We start from the raw sequence: 20,018 nt of genomic DNA, 5'->3' as shown, positions 1-20,018 counted from the left end.
TAAAAGATATGAATGACTTAACTTACATAGGAATGATAGGCATTTTTGCCGGTCAGTTTGCTCCTAAAGGATGGATGTTCTGCGAAGGGCAAACATTAAATGTTAATCAAAACCAAGCTTTATTTAGCATTTTAGGTGCAATTTATGGAGGTGATGGCAAGACAACCTTTATGTTGCCTGACCTTAGAGGAGCATCCCCGATACATTTTGGAACTACACCTAATTTAACCAGTAGAAACATTGGTACAAAAGTAGGAGAGGCAGGAGTGACATTAACTGTAAACCAAATCCCTTCACATACACACATGGCAGTTGCTTCTACAAGTCCGGGCAATGCTAATCTTCCAACCGGAGCTATCCCAGCAGATACTGGAGCTACTGATAAAGAATATGCATCGGTACCTACATCCGGAACATTTATGCATGCAGACTTTATACAAAAAAGCGGTGCGAGCCAACCACATAATAACATGCAACCTTTTTTAGCGTTACGATTTGTTATTGCAATTGAAGGACTTTATCCAAGTAGAAATTAATTTAAAATATGGAACCCATTATAGGAACAATATCGATTTTTGCAGGAAATTATGCCCCTTATGGTTGGGCTTTTTGCAATGGACAAATATTAAATGTGTATCAATATCAGGCATTATATGCAGTTATAGGAAACAGATATGGAGGAGTGGTAGGACAGACCTTTGCTCTGCCTAACCTGATTGGCCGAGTACCTATACATTTTGGTCAGGGGCCAGGATTAACCAATAGGAATATGGCAGATATAGGGGGTACCGAAACCGTTACCCTAACTATGGATCAGATACCTTCTCATACACATTTAGCAGCAGCATCTACACAGATGGGCACTGTAAGCGACCCTACAGGAGCTGTTCCGGCTAACACAGGAGCACTTGATAAAGAATATAGTACAAATCCGGGAAATGTATATATGAATGCTAATTATCTTCAACCCGCTGGCAGTGGACAGGAACATAATAACATGCAACCTTCTTTGGCTTTGAACTTTATTATCGCTCTACAAGGAGATTTTCCAGTAAGGCCATAAAAAGTATATGCTTAAAAAATTCTTTTTTTCTCTAAAAGGTTGTTCTTTTGCAATCTTTTAGAGCTTTTTGCTTTATAACCTTGTGCCAATACTCATATTGAATTGAAATAAAACCAAACATTATACTAATAACTATCTTGATGCAGAATTTTTACTCTAGTATTTCATTTAAGAAAGCGAAACCAATAAAATACAATATAGATGTGAAATTGGTTATGCCATTCATTCTAAAAGCTTGTCGAACATCTTTGATTTTCCTTTTCTTATTGATGTGTGGATTTTCCAGTCAGGCTCAAAATTTAACTTTTACTCCTTGTGACTTAGGAATGGGCCCTCATTCTTATACTCTTGTTCCTACAGGAACGGATGCAACAGGTCGTATTCAATATAAATCACAAGTATCTTTTATCCCGGAAGCGGGTGAATATTTTGTTGTACAGTGGGAAGTATCTCAATGGGTTCTCAGGATTATCATACCAAGCAGTAATGAAGATTACGTCCTTTGGAAAAGTAGTGTGGCAACTAATCCCAAACCGCCTACCGTGGCTTCAGGAAACTGGATGTCAACTCCTGATTGGGGAGTTTTACTGGGATGTACCGCTACAGCCATTCCATTGTCAGGAGATTTGATGGCTGCATCCTCGCCTACTATTACCACATCAGTAACCACACTTTCGGCTTTTTCAACTTGTTTTGGCACAGCATCTGCACCACAATCTTTTACGGTATCAGGCAGTGACTTAACCGCTAATTTAACCATAACAGCGCCTAATGGCTTTGAGATATCAACATCATCTGCCGGTACTTATAGCACTACTATTAATAACATATCGCCCTCGGGTGGTACGGTAAGCAGTACCACAATATATATTCGTTTAAGAGCGGATATTATTGGCAGCCCTTCGGGTAATATCGTTGTAAGCTCTAATGGAGCAACTTCTAAAACCATAGCAGTTAGCGGTACCGCTAACATTACCCCGGCAACACCGTCTGCTTCAAGTAACAGTCCGGTAGTTTTGGGCACTACACTTAATTTAAGTACACCTACAGTAACGGGTGCAACTTATGCCTGGATAGGGCCGAATGGTTTTACTTCAAGTGCGCAAAATCCAAGTATTATCAATATAACAGCCAGCTCAGCAGGTGTTTACAGTGTTACGGTAACCGTTAACGGCTGTACAAGCGATGCAGGTACAACGACTGTAGTTGTAAATGCGCCTTCTGGAATTACCCCAGACGCCAGCGGCATAGTAAGAGTTAAACAAAGTGGAGCCGGAAGTAAAACCGGAGATAGCTGGGCTAATGCAGCAGCCGAACTGGCTGATGCCCTAAAAGCCGCCAAAACCAATACGGCTATCAAAGAAATATGGGTTGCAGGAGGTATCTATAAACCCAAATATAGCCCTGTAGACGGTGTAAATTCAGGCACTGATCAAGGAAGAGAGAATGCCTTTCTATTGGTAAAAGATGTAAAAGTATATGGAGGCTTTGCAGGTACAGAAAATACTTTGGCCGACAGAAATTTAAGCCTTACAGCCAATGCCAGTATCTTGAGTGGAGATATAGATAATAATGATTTGCCTGATGGCACTAATAATACTAACAATGCTTACCATGTGGTAGTGAGTTCAGGCGATGCCGGAACAGCAACTTTGAACGGTTTTACCATAAAAGGAGGCTATGCAAATGGGGGTGGTAACACAATTACTGTAAATGGCAACTCAATAAAGCAAAACTCGGGAGCAGGTATTTATAACTCTTTCTCAAGTCCATTAATAGAGCTTGTTAATATATTCTATAATTTCAGTGCAGGCGGAGATGGTGCAGGAGTTGGTAATTTTAGCTCCAGTCCAAAAATAGTGAATTCATTGATACACCATAATACGGGTTCTTACAGAGGAAGTGGGGTTTACAACGCATTTTCGGCGCCAGAATTGATTAATGTTACCATAACTGATAATTCTAACAACTCAACAGTAGGTGTTGTATATAATGATGGAAGTAGTGCAGTTATAAAAAATAGCATTATCTGGGCTAATATTGCCGATGCTGGAATTGGAGGTAATCCTGCCACGGTAAGCAATAGTATAGTGCAAGGTGGATATGGAGGAACAGCGATACTCAATGCAGACCCACAGTTTACAAATGCAGCAGCAGGCGATTATACACTATCAGCCTCAAGCCCGGCTGTAAATAAAGGGAGCAATGCGCTGTTTACCGGATTAGATGCCAATACCAAAGACCTGGCAGGGAATGCCCGTGTTTATAAATATGCCACTGCTGGTGTGATAGACATGGGGGCCTATGAACTACAGGCCGATGCTGCAACAGCGATTACAGCCGTAACTGTACCTTCTAACGCTACTTATGCTATTGGACAAACATTAAATTTTACTATAAAATTCAGTGGAAATGTAACTGTTACCACAACAGGAGGCACACCACGTATAGTAATGACCATTGGTTCAACTACACGTTATGCAACTTATACATCAGGAAGCGGAACAGGAGATTTGGTATTTACCTATACCGTACAATCAGGAGATTTAGATACAGATGGTATTGCGGTAGGAAGTGCTATTGACCTAAATGGTGGAACTATAACAGACGGAGCATCTAACGCGGTGGTGTTGACATTAAACAGTGTAGGGTCAACGGCAAGTGTACTTGTAGATGGTATTGCACCTTCGGTAACCTCTGTTGTCAGATCCTCAGGAAACCCGTCAGTAACTAAGCTTTCGCAAATTAGTTTCGATGTAAGCTTTTCAAAATCAGTAACCGGAGTTGATGCGGCCGATTTTACATTAACAATAACTGGAGGGATTACGGGTGCTGCGGTTAGTTCAGTATCAGGAAGTGGCAGTGTTTATACCGTTACGGTAAGTACGGGAACTGGTGATGGAACCATTCGCCTCGATTTGAACAGTTCTCCAACGGGTATAAAAGATAGTGCAGGTAATGATATTGCAGGCGGATATACAGCAGGCCAGAGTTATACCGTAGATAAGACAGCGCCTATAGTAACGGGTGTAACCAATGGAGGTGCATATAATGTAAACAAAACGATTACTTTTAATGAAGGTACCGCAACGCTGAACGGATCGCCTTTTACAAACGGTACAACCGTAAGCCCAGAAGGTTCATATACGCTGACTGTAACCGATGCGGCAGGTAACACCACAACAATAGATTTCACTATAGACAAGACAGCACCTATAGTATCAGGCGTAACTAATAGTGGTCTGTACAACACTGATAAAATCATTAGCTTTAATGAAGGTACAGCAACTTTGAACGGTTCGGCTTTTACAAGCGGTACAACCGTAAGCGCAGAAGGTTCATTTACGCTGATTGTAACCGATGCGGCAGGTAACAGCACAACAGTAAGCTTTACTATTGATAAAACCCCGCCAACTACAGTTATTACATCTTTAGCTTTTTCAAATGATAGCGGTATTTCTTCATCAGATTTTATCACAAACGAGACCGCTCAAACCATATCGGGAACTTTAAGCGCTAATTTACAAGCCGGAGAGATAGTATATATTTCACTGAACAATGGATCAACTTATGTAGCGGCAACAGTAGCAGTTGGTTCAAATACATTTTCTTTAAACGGAGTAACCCTATCGGGCAGCAATACCTTAAAAGTATATGTAGGTGATCAGGCCGGTAACAAAGGAACAGAGCACGCTCAGGCCTATGTACTGGATACACAGGCACCTGTTGCACCTTCTACGCCGGTATTAACAGCAGAAAGCGATAGTGGCGTTTCAAATACAGACCATATCACCAATGTTACCCAACCTACATTTACAGGTACGGCAGAAGCAGGCTCAACAGTAACTTTATATAGCGGGCTTACAGTTTTGGGTACAGGCACAGCTACAGGAGGCAACTGGAGCATTACCTTAACTTCGCCATTGGACGATGGTTCTTATAACATAACCGCAAAAGCAACTGATAGAGCAGGTAATACCAGTGTGGCATCTTCACCCATAGCCATTACAATAGACACCTCCATGCCTTCAGTAACCATTACAAATAGCGTATCTTTCTTAAAATCAGGAGAAACGGCTACCATAACCTTTACTTTTAGTGAAGATCCGGGAAGCAGTTTTACCTCAGCAGACATTATTATTTCAGGAGGTACATTATCAGCGCTTTCAGGAACAGGTTTATTACGTACAGCTGTTTTTACACCAAGTGCAGATATCGATAATGGTACTGTTGTCATTAACATAACAGCTGGTAGCTATATAGACATAGCAGGAAATGCAGGGAAGTCAGGAAGCCTGTCTCCGGGCATTACTTACGATACCAAAGCACCGGCAGTACCAACAGGTTTAGTAGCCATTTTCGATAACCAGCAGAGTGTATTAAATTGGACAGCTAATACAGAAACTGATCTAAGCTCTTATAAGATCTATAGCGGTACCAGTGCTAATCCTACCACTTTGCTCGCCACGGTAACAAAGCCTACAGTAACCTATACGCACACCGGATTAACCAATGGAACCACCTATTATTACCGCATAACAGCGGTAGACCAGGCCGGAAACGAAAGTACTTACAGTACAGAAGTAACGGCTATTCCTAAAGCGGCACAAACCATTACTTTTAATGCCCTTACCGCTAAAACTTATGGCGATGCGGATTTTGATGCAGGAGCTGCAACAACATCGGGTTTAACCATCAGCTACAGTTCTGATAACACTTCTGTAGCAACTATTGTAAGTGGAAAAATACATATTGTAGGAGCAGGAACCGCTAACATTACGGCCAGTCAGTCAGGAGACAATTTCTACAAAGCAGCAGCTGATGAGGTACAGACCTTAACGGTTAACAAGAAAATTCTTACAGCTACAAGCCAGCCAGTAAGTAAAACTTATGACGGCACTCTTACGGCTGCAATTAACTTCAATGCTTTTACTACGGCAACTGGTTTAGTGGGTACAGATGATGTATTTGTTACTTATAGTTCTGCAAGTTATGGCGATAAACATGTTGGTGTTAATAAAGCTGTTGCAATAAACAATCTTGCTTTATCTGGTACGTCTAAAAATAACTACAGCCTTAATGTGTTCAGTACAACGGGTTCCATTACAACTAAAACTATCAGTGTAACAGCACAGGCAGACAGCCGGGTGTATAACGGAACGACAACGTCATCTGTAGCTCCTGTAGTAAGTGCCCTGCAAACAGGAGATGCTATCTCGGTTCAGCCCATACAGATATATAACAACCGTAATGTGGGATCGAACAAAACATTGACCCCATCCGGGCTGGTTATCAATGATGGTAATAACGGGGCAAACTATACGGTAAATTACGTGAACAACACCAGCGGAGAGATAACCAAGAAAGCTATCAATGTAACAGCACAGGCAGACAGCCGGGTGTATAACGGAACGACAACGTCATCTGTAGCTCCTGTAGTAAGTGCCCTGCAAACAGGAGATGTTATCACAGTTCAGCCTGTACAGATATATAACAACCGTAATGTGGGATCGAACAAAACATTGATCCCATCCGGGCTAATTATCAATGATGGTAATAACGGGGCAAACTATACGGTAAACTACGTGAACAATACCAGCGGAGAGATAACCAAGAAAGCTATCAATGTAACAGCACAGGCAGACAGCCGGGTGTATAACGGAACAGTAGCATCGTCTATAACTCCTGTAACAGATGCCCTGCAAACAGGAGATGTTATCACAGTTCAGCCTGTACAGGTATATGATAACCGTAATGTTGGGTTGAACAAAACATTGATCCCATCCGGGCTGGTTATCAATGATGGTAATAACGGCGCAAACTATACAGTAAGCTATGTGAATAATACCAGCGGCGAAATTACAGGAAAAGCTCTGGTCATTACCGCAACAGCCAACAACAAAGTGTACGATGGAAATACGAATGTAACGGTAAGCTTAAGCGATAACCGTGTAAGCGGAGATGTACTGACTTTAACCCATACCACCGCAACGTTCAACAACAAGAACGTAGGAACAAACAAAGCGGTAAGCGTAAGCGGTATCAGCATCAGCGGAGCAGATGCAGCAAATTATACTTTCAATACCGAGGCATCAACAACAGCGAACATCACGGCAAAAGCCTTAACCATTAGCGCAACGGCAACAGATAAGGTGTATGACGGAAATGCCAATGCAACGGTAAGCTTAAGCGATAACCGTGTAACAGGCGATGTATTGACTTTAGCAAATACAGCTGCCATGTTTGATAATAAGAACATCGGTACCAACAAAGCGGTAAGTGTAAGCGGTATCAGTATCAGCGGATCGGACGCAGTGAACTACACATTCAATAATACTGCAGCTACAACAGCGAACATCACTCCGGCCAAACTCAGCTATGTGGCCTCGCCGGTAACAAAAGTATATGGAGATGCAAACCCATTATTAACAGGAACGATAACCGGTTTCGTAACAGGGGATACCCAGGCCAATGCCACTACGGGCACCCTGAGCTTTAGCACAGCGGCCAGCAACGCCAGCGGTATCGGCAGCTATGCGATAACCGGCAGTGGCTTAACTGCACAGAACTATACCTTAGAGCAGGCAGCAGGCAACGCAGCGGCATTAACGGTAACGGCCCGTCCGGTCACCATCAAGGCAGATGCGAAAGCTAAGACCTATGGCGATAACGATCCGGCACTGACCTACCAGATCACTGCAGGCAACCTGGTGAACGGAGATGCCTTTACAGGTGCGCTGCAACGCGATAACGGACAGAATGCAGGCAGCTATGCGATCAAACAGGGAACAGTTGCCTTAAGCAATAACTATAACCTGAGCTACCAGCCGGCAAACCTGGTGATCAATAAGGCATTGTTAACCGTTGCGGCGAACAATAGCTCACGCTGCTACGGAACAAATAACCCGGCATTCAGCGTAAGCTACAGCGGATTTAAATACAGTGACAATGAAAACAGCCTGACGAGCAGGCCGACGCTGAGTACTGTGGCCAATACAGGTAGCGTTGCGGGTAATTACGAACTGGTTCCATCAGGAGGCGTATCGGCTAACTATGATTTCAGCTATGTAAAAGGAACCTTGACGGTGAACCCGATACCGGTAAATACCATAGCCAGCAGCAAAGGTACCAGCATCAGCAAAGGTGAAACCACTGCATTAACTGTAAACAGCAACAACGGTACAACTTACAGTTGGTCATCAGCAAATGGTATTATCAGCGGTCAAAATAGCGCTACCTTAACGGTACGTCCAATGCAAACCACTACCTACACCGTAACAGTAAGAAATGCTACAGGTTGTGAAAGTACATCGAGTATTACCATAGAAGTTAAAGATGACTATATGGTACAAGCTGAAAACTTTATTACACCAAATGGTGATGGGGTAAATGACACCTGGGTAATCAAAAACATAGATGCCTATCCAAACCATACCCTTTCAATTTATGACAGATCAGGAAAAGAACTGTACAAAGTACGCAACTATAAGAATGATTGGGACGGCACCTTTAACGGAACACCTCTGGTTGAAGGAACCTATTACTACATTATCCGTTTTGATCAGAACCCTAGACCTGTGAAAGGATTTATAACAATAGTGAGAAGTAAATAGAAAGTTTAAATAAAAAAGAAGCTCAGGTGTCTTTAAACAAATGCCTGAGCTTATAATAATCATGAGCTATTAAGCTTAACATATTTTATTTAGTAATTTTTGCTTAAAAATTTATGATTTAAAATTTCGAATATTCATTTCCAAAGAACAAAAAGATGAAGAGATATATACCCCTGCTACTGTTGAGCATCATGGTGGGAACTACCAAGGCACAGTTAAGTCCTTTAAAAAGCCAATACTATCAAAATGAATATTTGGTAAATCCGGCAATGGCAGGAAACCACGGCCATACAGAAATATTCCTTAACTATTCAAACCAGTGGAACAAAATAGACGGCGCACCTGTGATGGCTTCTTTTTCAGGAGTACTTCCGTTAAATGACAGGGCCGCAGTAGGTGTAAACCTGATCAATGATAAAGCTGGGCTGATCCGAAAAACACAGGCTATGGGAAGCTTTTCTTACAAAGTACCTTTTGCAGAAGATCATGCAATTCGTTTTGGTGTATCTGTGAGCTGGTCGCAAGATCGTTTGGACTATGGTCGGGCAACATCCAGCGGCCTTAACGATAGCGAACTGGGTAAATACAATGATCGTGAAAATTATATAGATGGTAATGTTGGCGCAACTTATCAAAACAAAAATTTAGAAGCACAATTTAGCTACCTGAGTCTGAATGAAAAACGTTACAGTAAAATATCTACGGTAGATTACGCAACCTTTTACAGCTCCTTAAGCTATAAGATTAACTTTGACGATAGCTTTGGCGTAAAACCTATGCTAGTTTATCGTGGCATAAAAAATTATGATAACCAATGGGACGTGGCTGCAGAATGGAATGCAAATCAGTTGCGTTTTTACACGATGTACCACAGCAATAAAAGTTTTACTGGAGGTATGGGCTATTTAGATAAAAGCGGGCTGATGATATCAGCCATGTATAACTCAGAGCCCTCAAACCTGAGGGGCCTTAGCGGGGGTATTTTTGATGTAGTGTTGGGCTACAGGCTTGGCAAATAAACATACGCTATTACTAGAAAACATAAGATGGGAGAATGAACAGCCTTGATTGCTTAGCAACACAATAGCTTTCAAACTCCCACCTATGATATGAGCATATATACAGACTATATCCAGTTTTCTTTACGTATTTCATAAACAACATTCATTCTATATGGCTCGCCAAAATAAGCAACCTCCTGTTCTGCAATTTTTTGAGCGCCTAATCTTTCCATGGCAATTTGTGAACGGAGGTTCTGTGCACCTACATGAAAATAAACCACATTAACATGATTAAAAATGTAGTTCAACATTAATCTCTTTACCTGATGGTTTATTCCTTTGCCCCAATATTTTGTGGCATAAAAAGTATAACCTATTAATAAACTATTATCTGCCGGGTTGTAATCATAGAAACGGGTACTGCCCATAAATTCATTTGAGCATCTATCAATTATTTTAAAAGCACCACCACTTTGAAGTGCCCCTTTAAAGAAATTGGCAAATACATCTTTCTGCCATCGATCCTTATTTGGATGTTGCTCCCATATTCTCGGATCAGCGGCCACGTTGTAAAGTGCATCAAAATCGTCTCCTGTTAAAGGTGATAATAAGATACTCTCAGTTTCTAAAGTAGGTTGTATTGAAAAGTTCATGTTATATAAATGAATAATCAGTCAGGATGTTTTTTGGATGTAACAAATATGCTTATTCCTCATTGAAAAAATTAAAATAATTAAAGGATAGGAATTATCAAATAACTCCTATCCTTTAATTTACATACCATAAACAACAATAATTAGTAATTTAGCGGCTATGGAAGAAATTAACTGGAGTGATTTTGAGAAAGTAGAATTAAGAGTAGGGACTATCCTCGAAGCTTTTGAGTTTCCCGAAGCGAGACGTCCGGCGTATAAAGTACGTGTAGATTTTGGAGAGCTCGGTATTAAAATGAGCAGTGCTCAAATTACCAAGCATTATACCCTCGAAACTTTGGTAGGCAGACAAATTATAGGCGTGGTAAATTTTCCTAAAAAACAGATCGGTAAATTTATGAGTGAGTTTTTAGTTACCGGATTTGCAGATGAAAATGGAGATATTGTACTGAGCGCTGTTGATAAAAAAGTACCTAATGGTACTAAACTTATTTAAGATAAATTTAACTGATCTAAAGTGAGCTTTTATAATTTTGAAGATAAACCCAATCCTGAAGCAGAAGATGAGCATTACATGCGAATGGCACTTAACGAAGCACAAAAAGCTTTGTCTTTAGATGAAATACCCATAGGCGCAGTAGTGGTTTGCAAAGGAAAAGTAATTGGCAGAGGTCATAACCTTACCCAGCAGCTCAATGATGTAACCGCACATGCCGAAATGCAAGCTTTTACGGCAGCGGCCCAAACTTTAGGCGGAAAATACCTCAAAGATTGTACCTTATATGTGACTATCGAACCTTGCGTAATGTGTGCCGGAGCAGGTTATTGGACACAGATTAGCCGCATAGTATATGGCGCAAGCGAAGAGAAGCGGGGTTTTACCCAAATAAAGCAAAACCTTTTACACCCCAAAACGTTATTAAAAAGCGGAGTTTTAGCAGAAGAATGTGCAAACCTGATGCGCGGTTTTTTTGCCAAAAAACGTGATTAAAGTTGACAAACTTTTGAATAAAACTTAACGTTGTACTCTTATATTTGTATAGAAACAATTTTTAACTTTAAATAAAAAAATATGGCTTTTGAATTACCTGCGTTATCATACGCAACCGATGCATTAGAACCGCATATTGATAAAATGACTATGGAAATACACCATGGCAAACATCATCAGGCTTATGTTACCAATCTTAACAAAGCTTTAGAAGGCAAGCCAGAAGCAAATGCAAATCTTGATGATATCATCAAAAATATTTCTAAATATCCTGCTGCAGTACGCAATAATGGCGGTGGTCACTATAACCATACTTTATTCTGGACCGTATTAGGCCCTAATAAAGGTGGAGAGCCTACAGGCGATTTAGCAAAAGCAATTAATGAAGCTTTTGGATCTTTTGCTGATTTTAAAACTAAAATCCAAGATGCGGGTGCTACCCGTTTCGGATCTGGATGGGCTTGGCTTTCTGTAGGTGCAGATAAGAAATTATTCATTTCATCTACGCCTAATCAGGATAATCCTTTAATGGATATTGCTGAGCAAAAAGGAACACCTATTTTTGGTATTGACGTTTGGGAGCACGCGTATTACTTAAAATATCAGAACAAACGCCCAGATTATTTAGCTGCAATATGGAATGTGGTAAATTGGGATGCAGTAGCTGAGCGTTACAAAAAAGCAATGTCTTAACCCAAAAAAAGATAAGCATGTAAGAGCGGACATATAATTGCCCGCTCTTTGCGGTTTAAACCCATTGATATTAAACAAAATGCAAGCAGATAAAAATAAATACTTAAATTGCGGTTAAAATTTTAGCGATGAGAAAGAGATTATTTTATCTGTTGATGTTTTTTGCAATTTTAACAGTTCAGGCAAATGCCCAAAATAAAATACCAGGACCTGATGAGTTAGCGAAGAAAAATGTAGATGAACTGGAAAAACGTTTAAATTTAAGCGCTACACAAAAAAGCGTAATCTATAATTATGCTTTTAATCTGGCTAAAGAACAAGTTGCCTTAATTAAAAAACAACAGGCAAATGGCTATAACGATGAAGAAATGGCCAAATTCTATCGGATCAATAATGAAACTAATAAAAGCATTAAGGCCGTATTAAAAGCAGAACAAATTGCTGAATTTGATAAAGTTGTTGAAGAACGCCTGAGTGGAGAAACACCCGATAAGAAAAAGAAAAAACGCAAAAAGGGAGAAGAAGAAGAAAAAGTAGTAGGTATTGAAGGCCTAAAGTCTGTAAACGGCAACCCTAAAAACTAACCTAATCTTATACATGATTTAAGCCTTTTAATATTTCAAAAGGCTTTTTTCCTAAAGAAAAAGTTAAGCTGGCTTTTGGATTAATAAAGGCATCTGATAATATATTAAAAAAAACAGCGAAAATTCTTACATAAAATGTATCTTTGCAACCCGACAAGACAGTCGGGATTTTTCATTTCATAGCAGAGGAATTCTCCTGGCTATTTGTCAGTTAGACAATCATTTAGATTTTATTACCCACATGCCTAAAGACACTTCCATTAATTCAGTATTGATTATCGGATCTGGACCAATTATTATTGGTCAAGCCTGCGAGTTTGATTATTCAGGATCTCAGGCTGCCTTATCTTTAAAAGAAGAAGGAATTAAGGTTTCCATTATCAATTCAAATCCGGCTACTATTATGACCGATAAGGTTATTGGTGACCATGTTTATCTGAAACCCTTAACCGTTGATTCAATTGAAGAAATTTTAATTGAACACAAAACCAATCCGGAACTGCCAACTATTGATGCCGTTTTACCTACAATGGGTGGACAAACAGCATTGAATCTTTGTGTAGAGGCCGAAGAACGGGGCTTATGGAAAGCGCACAATGTACGTATTATAGGGGTAGATGTTGCCGCTATTGATAAAACCGAGAACAGAGAGTCTTTCCGCCAATTGATGGTTGATATCGGTGTAGGCGTAGCGCATTCTAAAATTGCCAACTCTTTTTTAGAAGGAAAAGAAGCCGCACAACAAATAGGTTTTCCTTTGGTAATTCGTCCTTCATATACTTTAGGAGGTTCAGGTGGTGGTTTTGTACATAAAAAAGAAGATTTTGATGCCGCGTTAAAGCGTGGTTTAGAAGCTTCTCCTACCCACGAGGTGCTTGTAGAACAAGCTGTTTTAGGTTGGAAAGAATATGAATTGGAGCTTTTAAGAGATAGCAATGATAATGTGATCATTATTTGCTCTATTGAGAATTTCGATCCTATGGGTATTCATACCGGAGACTCGATTACTGTAGCTCCCGCCATGACCTTATCAGACCGTTGTTATCAGGAAATGCGTAATCAGGCTATTAAGATGATGCGAGCCATTGGTAACTTCGCAGGAGGGTGTAATGTACAGTTCTCTGTAAATCCGGCTAATGATGAAATCATTGCAATCGAAATTAATCCGCGTGTATCTCGTTCATCAGCGCTTGCAAGTAAGGCAACAGGTTATCCTATTGCTAAAATTGCGGCTAAACTCGCTATCGGCTATAACCTTGATGAGATTGAAAACCAGATTACCAAAACAACATCAGCATATTTCGAACCAACTTTAGATTATGTTATCGTAAAGATTCCTCGCTGGAATTTCGATAAATTTAAAGGGGCTAATCCTGAATTAGGCTTACAGATGAAAGCCGTAGGAGAGGTAATGGCTATAGGCCGCAACTTTACCGAAGCATTGCAAAAAGCTTGTCAGAGTTTAGAAATAGGTAGAGCAGGTATAGGTGCAGATGGTCGTCAAAAACGCAATATTGAAGAAATTATGCACGGCTTAGAGCACCCAAGCTGGAACCGTTTGTTCCTGATTAAAGATGCCATGAGTATGGGGGTGCCTTTAGAATCTATCCGTAAAGCAACCAAGATAGACAAGTGGTTTTTGGTACAGATACAAGAACTGGTAGCTTTAGAAACAGAGTTAAAGCGCTATAATCTGAACAATATTCCTAGAGACTTTTTCTTTACGCTTAAGCAAAAAGGATTTTCAGATATACAGATCGCTTATATTTTAGGTAATGTAACTGAAGATGAAGTTTACCAACGCCGTAAAGAATTGGGACTAACCCGTTCTTACAAAATGGTAGATACCTGTGCCGCTGAATTTCCTGCACAAACACCTTATTTCTACTCTACGTTTGAAGAAGCACCTCAGCAAATCACAGCAAACGGAATACAGGCGCAAGGAAACAATTATGGAACAAACGAATCAATTCCTTCAGATAAAAAGAAAGTTATTGTACTGGGTTCCGGACCAAACCGTATAGGTCAAGGTATAGAATTCGATTATTCATGTGTGCATGGTTTGTTAGCAGCTAAAGAAACAGGCTTTGAGGCGATCATGATCAACTGTAACCCTGAAACTGTTTCTACAGATTTTAACATGGCTGATAAGCTTTATTTCGAGCCTGTTTTCTGGGAGCACGTGCGTGAGATTATTGATCTGGAAAAACCAATGGGTGTTATTGTTCAGTTGGGTGGTCAAACAGCGCTTAAAATGGCTGAAAAGTTACATGAGAACAATATTCCAATTATAGGAACTTCTTTCGAAAACATGGACATTGCCGAAGATCGCGGGAGTTTCTCAGATTTATTGAAAGAATTAGATATTCCTTATCCAAAATATGGGGTAGCCGAAAATGCCGAAGAAGCCATTAAAGTAGCTAATGAAGTAGGCTATCCGGTATTGGTACGTCCTAGTTACGTATTGGGCGGACAGGGAATGAGCATTGTGATCAATGATGAAGATCTGGAAAAAGCTGTAGTAAAATTATTAGGAGACCTTCCTGGCAACCGTGTCTTGATTGATCATTTCTTAGACAGAGCAGAAGAAACCGAGTCAGATTCTATCTGTGACGGAGAAGATGTACATATTATTGGTTTAATGGAGCATATTGAGCCAGCTGGTATCCACTCCGGAGATTCAAGCGCAGTATTACCCCCTTACAGTTTATCTGATAAGGTAATAGCCGATATGGAGCAATACTCTAAGAAAATAGCCAAAGCGTTAAATGTACGAGGCTTATTAAATATACAGTTTGCGGTTAAAGACGAAAAGGTATATGTGATAGAAGCCAACCCACGTGCATCACGTACCGTACCTTTTATTGCTAAAGCTTACGATGTACCTTACATCAATATTGCTGCAAAAGTAATGTTAGGTGTAAATAAATTGAAAGACTTTACCATCGAGCGCAAGCTAAAAGGATTTGCTATTAAAGAGCCCGTGTTCTCTTTCGAGAAATTCCCTGAAGTACCTAAAGAATTAGGGCCTGAAATGAAATCGACAGGAGAAGCGATCCTCTTTATTAAAGATCTGGAAGATCCTTATTTTAGGCATCTGAATAAGGTAAAATCAATGTACCTGTCACAATAAAAATAACAAAGGCTGTTTAATAATTTAAACAGCCTTTGTTATATTCTTTGCAGAAAATCATTTTTCTTTCATTGATAAAAGCAGCAAATAAAGCTTAAGAAAAGAAATAGATATGCTTAATAATAAAAGGTTTAAGCGCAATAAAAAACCGTTTGGTATTTTGCCAAACGGTTTTTCTAAGCATCAAGTAAAAATTACTGATGTTTAATTACTTGTATATTTAAACTTCTTTCATCTGCAGCCGGATTGCTGTAAACCCCACCTGCAAAGATGGTATAGACATTTCCAACCTCAATTTTAACATCTTCACTTTCAGCTTTAATCGTTCCCGTTGAATTTTCTTTTAAATTAAATTTAATTGTGCCCGCATCTACGGCAGTATAAGTTCCATAACCTTTATAAGCAATATTACTACTTATAGCATTGGTTTTATCTTTAACAAATAGATCAAGAGCTGGAGCATTTAATGATAGATTAATAAAACGTACATAGGCTTTTTTAATATCTAAATTAGAAAGATTATCAACCACGGTAAGCAATTCAAATTGGTTCGCTTTTCCCAAAAGATAATAACTGGTTAATACATCCTGCTGCAGGTTAAGGCCAGACTTACTAAAAGCATCCTGAGATTCTCCTGCTACTTTGAACTTGATGTCATAAGTTCCAACTGGGTACTGGGTATTTTTTATGCCACCACCATAAGGAATAGCCACGTTATTCGCTTTATTACCGTTGTAATAAATATCATATGTTAAAAATGTAGGAGAAGCATTATAGATTCTTAGTACTCCAGCAGTAGGAGTAGGATCGTTTTTGCTCTTACAGCCAAAATTCAGGGCTATTACAGCCAAAGCTATGAACAGGGTAAACGGTTTAAGCACTTTGTAAAAATTTATATTCATGAGCAGTAAAGTTTAAAAAATTAAGCAAATTTAACTACTTAATTTTATTTAGAATACAAATATGGCTTTTATCTTAAAAAGAGTGATGTTAAACTTTGTTAAAAGCATAATGATTTATCAGAAAAGCAGTTGATTCTGGTAAAAAAATAAGAAAATTATTGCACAATCCAATTTTTATTTAAACCTTTGCAGCACAATAATTTTCAATTATAAAATGAGCAAACACGTTTTTCATAAATTATCTGTTTTAGAGGCAAAAAACATTGCTTCTAACAGCTATTTTATTGAGCGTTTGCGTCCCGTGTTTTATATTACCACAAGCCGGCAAATCTTTACGCCGCGTATTTAAGTTTACCTTTTTCCTGGAACTTATACCATGAGGAATTGATCCTCACTAAAAACCCAATTAACAAAATACTCTTATTTTTTTCGTTAGAATATTAATGAATCTAAACGATTTTATAGTGCAGGTGGCCTTACCTGAACACCGTGTATTTGCAGAAGAAATTGTAACCGAGATGGCCGAATCTGCAAAAGCCAGAGGTACAGGTATTGCAAAACGTTCACCAGAATACGTGGCTAATAAAATGCAAGAGGGAAAATCCGTAATCGCATTTCATAAGGATGGTACCTGGGCAGGTTTTTGCTATATAGAAACCTGGAGCCATGGGCAGTTTGTTGCAAACTCAGGACTGATTGTAAGCCCTAAATTCCGTAAGGCAGGACTTGCAAAAGCCATTAAGGAGGAGATTTTCAGCTTGTCGAGAAAATTGTATCCAAAAGCTAAAATATTTGGCCTAACTACAGGTTTGGCAGTAATGAAGATCAATTCTGATTTGGGTTATGAGCCGGTTACTTATTCTGAGCTTACACAAGATGAAGATTTCTGGAAAGGGTGCCAAAGTTGCGTAAACTTCGAAATCCTGAAAATGAAAGAACGTAAAAACTGTATGTGTACGGCTATGCTTTACGACCCGGCAGAAAAAAAACATGAAGCAGCCAAAATTTTCGCAGAAGAACTTCAGAAGAAACCCAAGCTCTATGAACGTTTCATGCGTATTAAACAAAGACTGATTTTGAAACAAAGAACCGGTCTTAAATCATTAATTGTTTTGTTTACCCTAATATTTGATAAATAAATGAAAAAGAAAGTTGTTTTAGCGTTTAGCGGCGGCTTAGATACCTCATTTTGCTGTATTTACCTGGCAAAAGATAGAGATCTGGAAGTACATTCTGTTGTAGTTAACACTGGAGGATTCTCAGAAGAAGAACTACTTGAAATAGAAAAGAAAGCCTATAGTTTAGGAGTAGCTTCGCACGCTGCGGTAGATGAAACAGAGAACTATTACAACGATAGCATCAAATATCTGGTTTATGGAAACGTACTTAAAAATGCAACTTATCCACTTTCTGTAAGTGCAGAACGTGTTTGTCAGGCAACAACCATTGCAAATTATGTGAAAAAGATTGGTGCAGATTATGTGGCGCATGGCAGTACAGGAGCAGGTAATGATCAGGTACGTTTTGATATGATTTTTAATATTTTAATTCCTGAGGTAGAGATTATTACTCCAATCAGGGATTTAAAATTATCCCGTGAAGCAGAAATAGAATATCTGGCCAAACATGGTGTAGAGTACAGTGCTGAAAAAGCAAAATATTCAATTAACAAGGGTTTATGGGGTACATCAGTTGGTGGAGTAGAAACTTTAACTTCAAATCAGACCTTGCCTGAAAGTGCATGGCCTACACAGGTTACTGAAACAGAGGGCCGTAAAGTTGAATTGACTTTTGAAAAAGGTGAACTGATAGCGATTGATGGCGAGAAAATGGAACCCGTTAAAGCAATTCAGAAATTACAGGCTATTGCTCAGCCTTATGGCGTGGGTAGAGATATTCACGTTGGTGATACTATAATTGGGATTAAAGGACGTGTGGGTTTTGAAGCCGCCGCACCTGTAGTAATCATCAAAGCACATCATACTTTAGAGAAACATACTTTAACCAAATGGCAGTTAAGCTGGAAAGAGAACTTGGCTTCTTTCTATGGGAATTGGTTGCATGAAGGTCAGTTTCATGATCCTGTTATGAGAGATATCGAGGCTTTTTTAACTTCTACACAGAAAACAGTTAGCGGTAAGGTATTTGTAGAATTGCTTCCTTATCGCTTCCATATCATCGGTATAGAATCTGATCACGATTTAATGAGCAATAAATTTGGTAGTTACGGTGAGATGAACAATACCTGGTCTGGCGAAGACGTAAAAGGTTTTTCTAAGATTTTTGGAAACCAGGTAACGATATGGCATAAAGTAAATGCTAAGTAATGTTGATTTCATTGATTAAGAAAGTTAGACTTGAACCTTAACTTTTAACATTAAACTTTTAACTTATGATTAAAGCAGGCATTATAGGTGGAGCAGGGTACACGGGCGGAGAAATGTTGCGTATTCTCATCAACCATCCGCAAGTTGAGCTTGTTTTTGTAAATAGTAGTAGTAATGCTGGGAACTTGGTTTCTGATGTCCATACAGATCTAGTAGGCGATACAGATCTGAGGTTTACGGATGAAATTGCCCAGGATATTGATGTACTTTTTCTTTGTGTAGGACATGGAGATGCAAGAAAATTCCTGGAACAAACAAACATTAACGAAAAAATTAAGGTGATTGATCTGTCACAGGATTTTAGGTTAAAGCATAACTCATCTATCCAAAACCGTTATTTTGTTTATGGTCTTCCTGAACTGAACAGAGCGGCAATAAGATCTGCACAGAATATTGCTAATCCGGGTTGTTTTGCTACATGTATAGAACTGGGTTTATTACCGCTTGCTAAAGCTGGCTTATTACAGGCAGAGGTGCATATCAATGCTACAACCGGTTCTACAGGGGCCGGACAAAGTTTAAGCAAAACCTCTCACTTCAGCTGGCGCAATAATAACCTGTCGGCCTATAAAGCATTTGAACATCAACATTTAAATGAAATAGGTGAAAGTTTAAATCAGCTGCAGGGAGAACTTAATCATGCGTTAAATTTTATACCCCAGCGGGGTGATTTTACCAGAGGTATTTTAGCAGCAATGTATATCGACAGCAACTTAACAGAAGAAGAGGCGTATAACCTCTATGAAGCGTATTATGCTGGTCATCCCTTTACGCATGTAAGCCGGAAAAACATAGACCTTAAACAAGTTGTGAATACCAATAAGTGTTTGGTTCATATAGAAAAGCATGGAAATAAACTATTGGTTATAAGTATTATAGATAACCTGTTAAAAGGAGCCAGCGGTCAGGCCGTTCAAAACATGAATTTGCTGTTCGGTTTGGAAGAAACGGCAGGATTGAGATTAAAAGCAGTTGGGTTTTAGTTAAACACATAAACT

The 20,018-nt window shown here is 39.3% G+C and carries 14 protein-coding genes; 12 read left to right on the top strand and 2 right to left on the bottom strand.

All coding sequences use genetic code 11. From position 1 onward, the window contains the following. Nucleotides 1–8: 8 nt before the first annotated feature. The 4 genes from ACLHG9_RS07895 (at nt 9) to ACLHG9_RS07880 (ending at nt 9,695) form a co-directional block, all read left to right on the top strand. Nucleotides 9–536, top strand: a complete 528-nt coding sequence (locus ACLHG9_RS07895; protein WP_410220954.1) for a phage tail protein — start codon at nt 9–11, stop codon at nt 534–536. 8 nt (nt 537–544) lie between these two features. After that, the gene (locus ACLHG9_RS07890; RefSeq protein ID WP_410220953.1) at nt 545–1,063 is read left to right on the top strand and encodes a phage tail protein; all 519 of its coding nucleotides are present in this window, start codon (nt 545–547) and stop codon (nt 1,061–1,063) included. 326 nt (nt 1,064–1,389) lie between these two features. Next, complete coding sequence (locus ACLHG9_RS07885) at nt 1,390–8,676, top strand: YDG domain-containing protein (RefSeq protein WP_410220952.1); 7,287 nt, start codon at nt 1,390–1,392, stop codon at nt 8,674–8,676. A 155-nt stretch (nt 8,677–8,831) separates the two neighbouring features. Beyond that, a complete protein-coding gene (locus tag ACLHG9_RS07880; protein WP_410220951.1) occupies nt 8,832–9,695 on the top strand; it encodes a PorP/SprF family type IX secretion system membrane protein in 864 nt (287 codons plus the stop codon). A gap of 107 nt (nt 9,696–9,802) precedes the next feature. Here ACLHG9_RS07880 and ACLHG9_RS07875 read toward each other — a convergent pair whose 3' ends face one another. Then, nucleotides 9,803–10,330: a GNAT family N-acetyltransferase gene (locus ACLHG9_RS07875; protein ID WP_410220950.1), complete on the bottom strand. Its 528-nt coding sequence runs from the start codon at nt 10,328–10,330 to the stop codon at nt 9,803–9,805. A gap of 160 nt (nt 10,331–10,490) precedes the next feature. Between ACLHG9_RS07875 and ACLHG9_RS07870 the strand changes: the two genes are divergently transcribed. The 5 genes from ACLHG9_RS07870 (at nt 10,491) to carB (ending at nt 15,731) form a co-directional block, all read left to right on the top strand. Next, entirely contained in the window at nt 10,491–10,826 is a 336-nt protein-coding gene (locus ACLHG9_RS07870) for a tRNA-binding protein (protein WP_410220949.1), read from the top strand. A gap of 21 nt (nt 10,827–10,847) precedes the next feature. Beyond that, nucleotides 10,848–11,321: a nucleoside deaminase gene (locus ACLHG9_RS07865; RefSeq protein ID WP_410220948.1), complete on the top strand. Its 474-nt coding sequence runs from the start codon at nt 10,848–10,850 to the stop codon at nt 11,319–11,321. A gap of 81 nt (nt 11,322–11,402) precedes the next feature. Beyond that, the gene (locus ACLHG9_RS07860) at nt 11,403–12,014 is read left to right on the top strand and encodes a superoxide dismutase (RefSeq protein WP_410220947.1); all 612 of its coding nucleotides are present in this window, start codon (nt 11,403–11,405) and stop codon (nt 12,012–12,014) included. A 128-nt stretch (nt 12,015–12,142) separates the two neighbouring features. After that, on the top strand, nt 12,143–12,598 hold the full coding sequence (locus ACLHG9_RS07855; protein WP_410220946.1) for a hypothetical protein: 456 nt from the start codon (nt 12,143–12,145) through the stop codon (nt 12,596–12,598). Between the two features lie 241 nt (nt 12,599–12,839). Further along, nucleotides 12,840–15,731 carry a carbamoyl-phosphate synthase large subunit gene (carB, locus tag ACLHG9_RS07850; protein ID WP_410220945.1) on the top strand — a complete coding sequence of 964 codons (2,892 nt, stop codon included), beginning with the start codon at nt 12,840–12,842 and terminating at the stop codon, nt 15,729–15,731. A 194-nt stretch (nt 15,732–15,925) separates the two neighbouring features. Here the strand turns inward: carB and ACLHG9_RS07845 are convergent, their stop codons facing one another. Then, nucleotides 15,926–16,633, bottom strand: coding sequence for a DUF4397 domain-containing protein (locus tag ACLHG9_RS07845; RefSeq protein WP_410220944.1), 708 nt, complete (start codon nt 16,631–16,633; stop codon nt 15,926–15,928). A gap of 443 nt (nt 16,634–17,076) precedes the next feature. Between ACLHG9_RS07845 and ACLHG9_RS07840 the strand changes: the two genes are divergently transcribed. From ACLHG9_RS07840 to argC, 3 genes are all read left to right on the top strand, one after another. Beyond that, nucleotides 17,077–17,772 carry a GNAT family N-acetyltransferase gene (locus ACLHG9_RS07840; protein WP_410220943.1) on the top strand — a complete coding sequence of 232 codons (696 nt, stop codon included), beginning with the start codon at nt 17,077–17,079 and terminating at the stop codon, nt 17,770–17,772. Further along, on the top strand, nt 17,773–18,960 hold the full coding sequence (gene argG, locus ACLHG9_RS07835) for an argininosuccinate synthase (protein WP_410220942.1): 1,188 nt from the start codon (nt 17,773–17,775) through the stop codon (nt 18,958–18,960). 65 nt (nt 18,961–19,025) lie between these two features. After that, nucleotides 19,026–20,003: an N-acetyl-gamma-glutamyl-phosphate reductase gene (argC, locus tag ACLHG9_RS07830; protein WP_410220941.1), complete on the top strand. Its 978-nt coding sequence runs from the start codon at nt 19,026–19,028 to the stop codon at nt 20,001–20,003. Nucleotides 20,004–20,018: the final 15 nt, after the last annotated feature.

Origin of the sequence: Pedobacter sp. (assembly GCF_046462515.1) — a bacterium.
Classification (GTDB): domain Bacteria; phylum Bacteroidota; class Bacteroidia; order Sphingobacteriales; family Sphingobacteriaceae; genus Pedobacter.
This window is presented reverse-complemented; position numbering and strand designations above follow the sequence as displayed.

Coding starts and splice junctions, on each gene's coding strand:
- ACLHG9_RS07895 (WP_410220954.1), top strand. CDS start 9: ATGAATGACTTAACTTACATAGGAATGATAGGCATTTTTGCCGGTCAG.
- ACLHG9_RS07890 (WP_410220953.1), top strand. CDS start 545: ATGGAACCCATTATAGGAACAATATCGATTTTTGCAGGAAATTATGCC.
- ACLHG9_RS07885 (WP_410220952.1), top strand. CDS start 1,390: ATGGGCCCTCATTCTTATACTCTTGTTCCTACAGGAACGGATGCAACA.
- ACLHG9_RS07880 (WP_410220951.1), top strand. CDS start 8,832: ATGAAGAGATATATACCCCTGCTACTGTTGAGCATCATGGTGGGAACT.
- ACLHG9_RS07875 (WP_410220950.1), bottom strand. CDS start 10,330: ATGAACTTTTCAATACAACCTACTTTAGAAACTGAGAGTATCTTATTA.
- ACLHG9_RS07870 (WP_410220949.1), top strand. CDS start 10,491: ATGGAAGAAATTAACTGGAGTGATTTTGAGAAAGTAGAATTAAGAGTA.
- ACLHG9_RS07860 (WP_410220947.1), top strand. CDS start 11,403: ATGGCTTTTGAATTACCTGCGTTATCATACGCAACCGATGCATTAGAA.
- ACLHG9_RS07855 (WP_410220946.1), top strand. CDS start 12,143: ATGAGAAAGAGATTATTTTATCTGTTGATGTTTTTTGCAATTTTAACA.
- carB (WP_410220945.1), top strand. CDS start 12,840: ATGCCTAAAGACACTTCCATTAATTCAGTATTGATTATCGGATCTGGA.
- ACLHG9_RS07845 (WP_410220944.1), bottom strand. CDS start 16,633: ATGAATATAAATTTTTACAAAGTGCTTAAACCGTTTACCCTGTTCATA.
- ACLHG9_RS07840 (WP_410220943.1), top strand. CDS start 17,077: ATGAATCTAAACGATTTTATAGTGCAGGTGGCCTTACCTGAACACCGT.
- argG (WP_410220942.1), top strand. CDS start 17,773: ATGAAAAAGAAAGTTGTTTTAGCGTTTAGCGGCGGCTTAGATACCTCA.
- argC (WP_410220941.1), top strand. CDS start 19,026: ATGATTAAAGCAGGCATTATAGGTGGAGCAGGGTACACGGGCGGAGAA.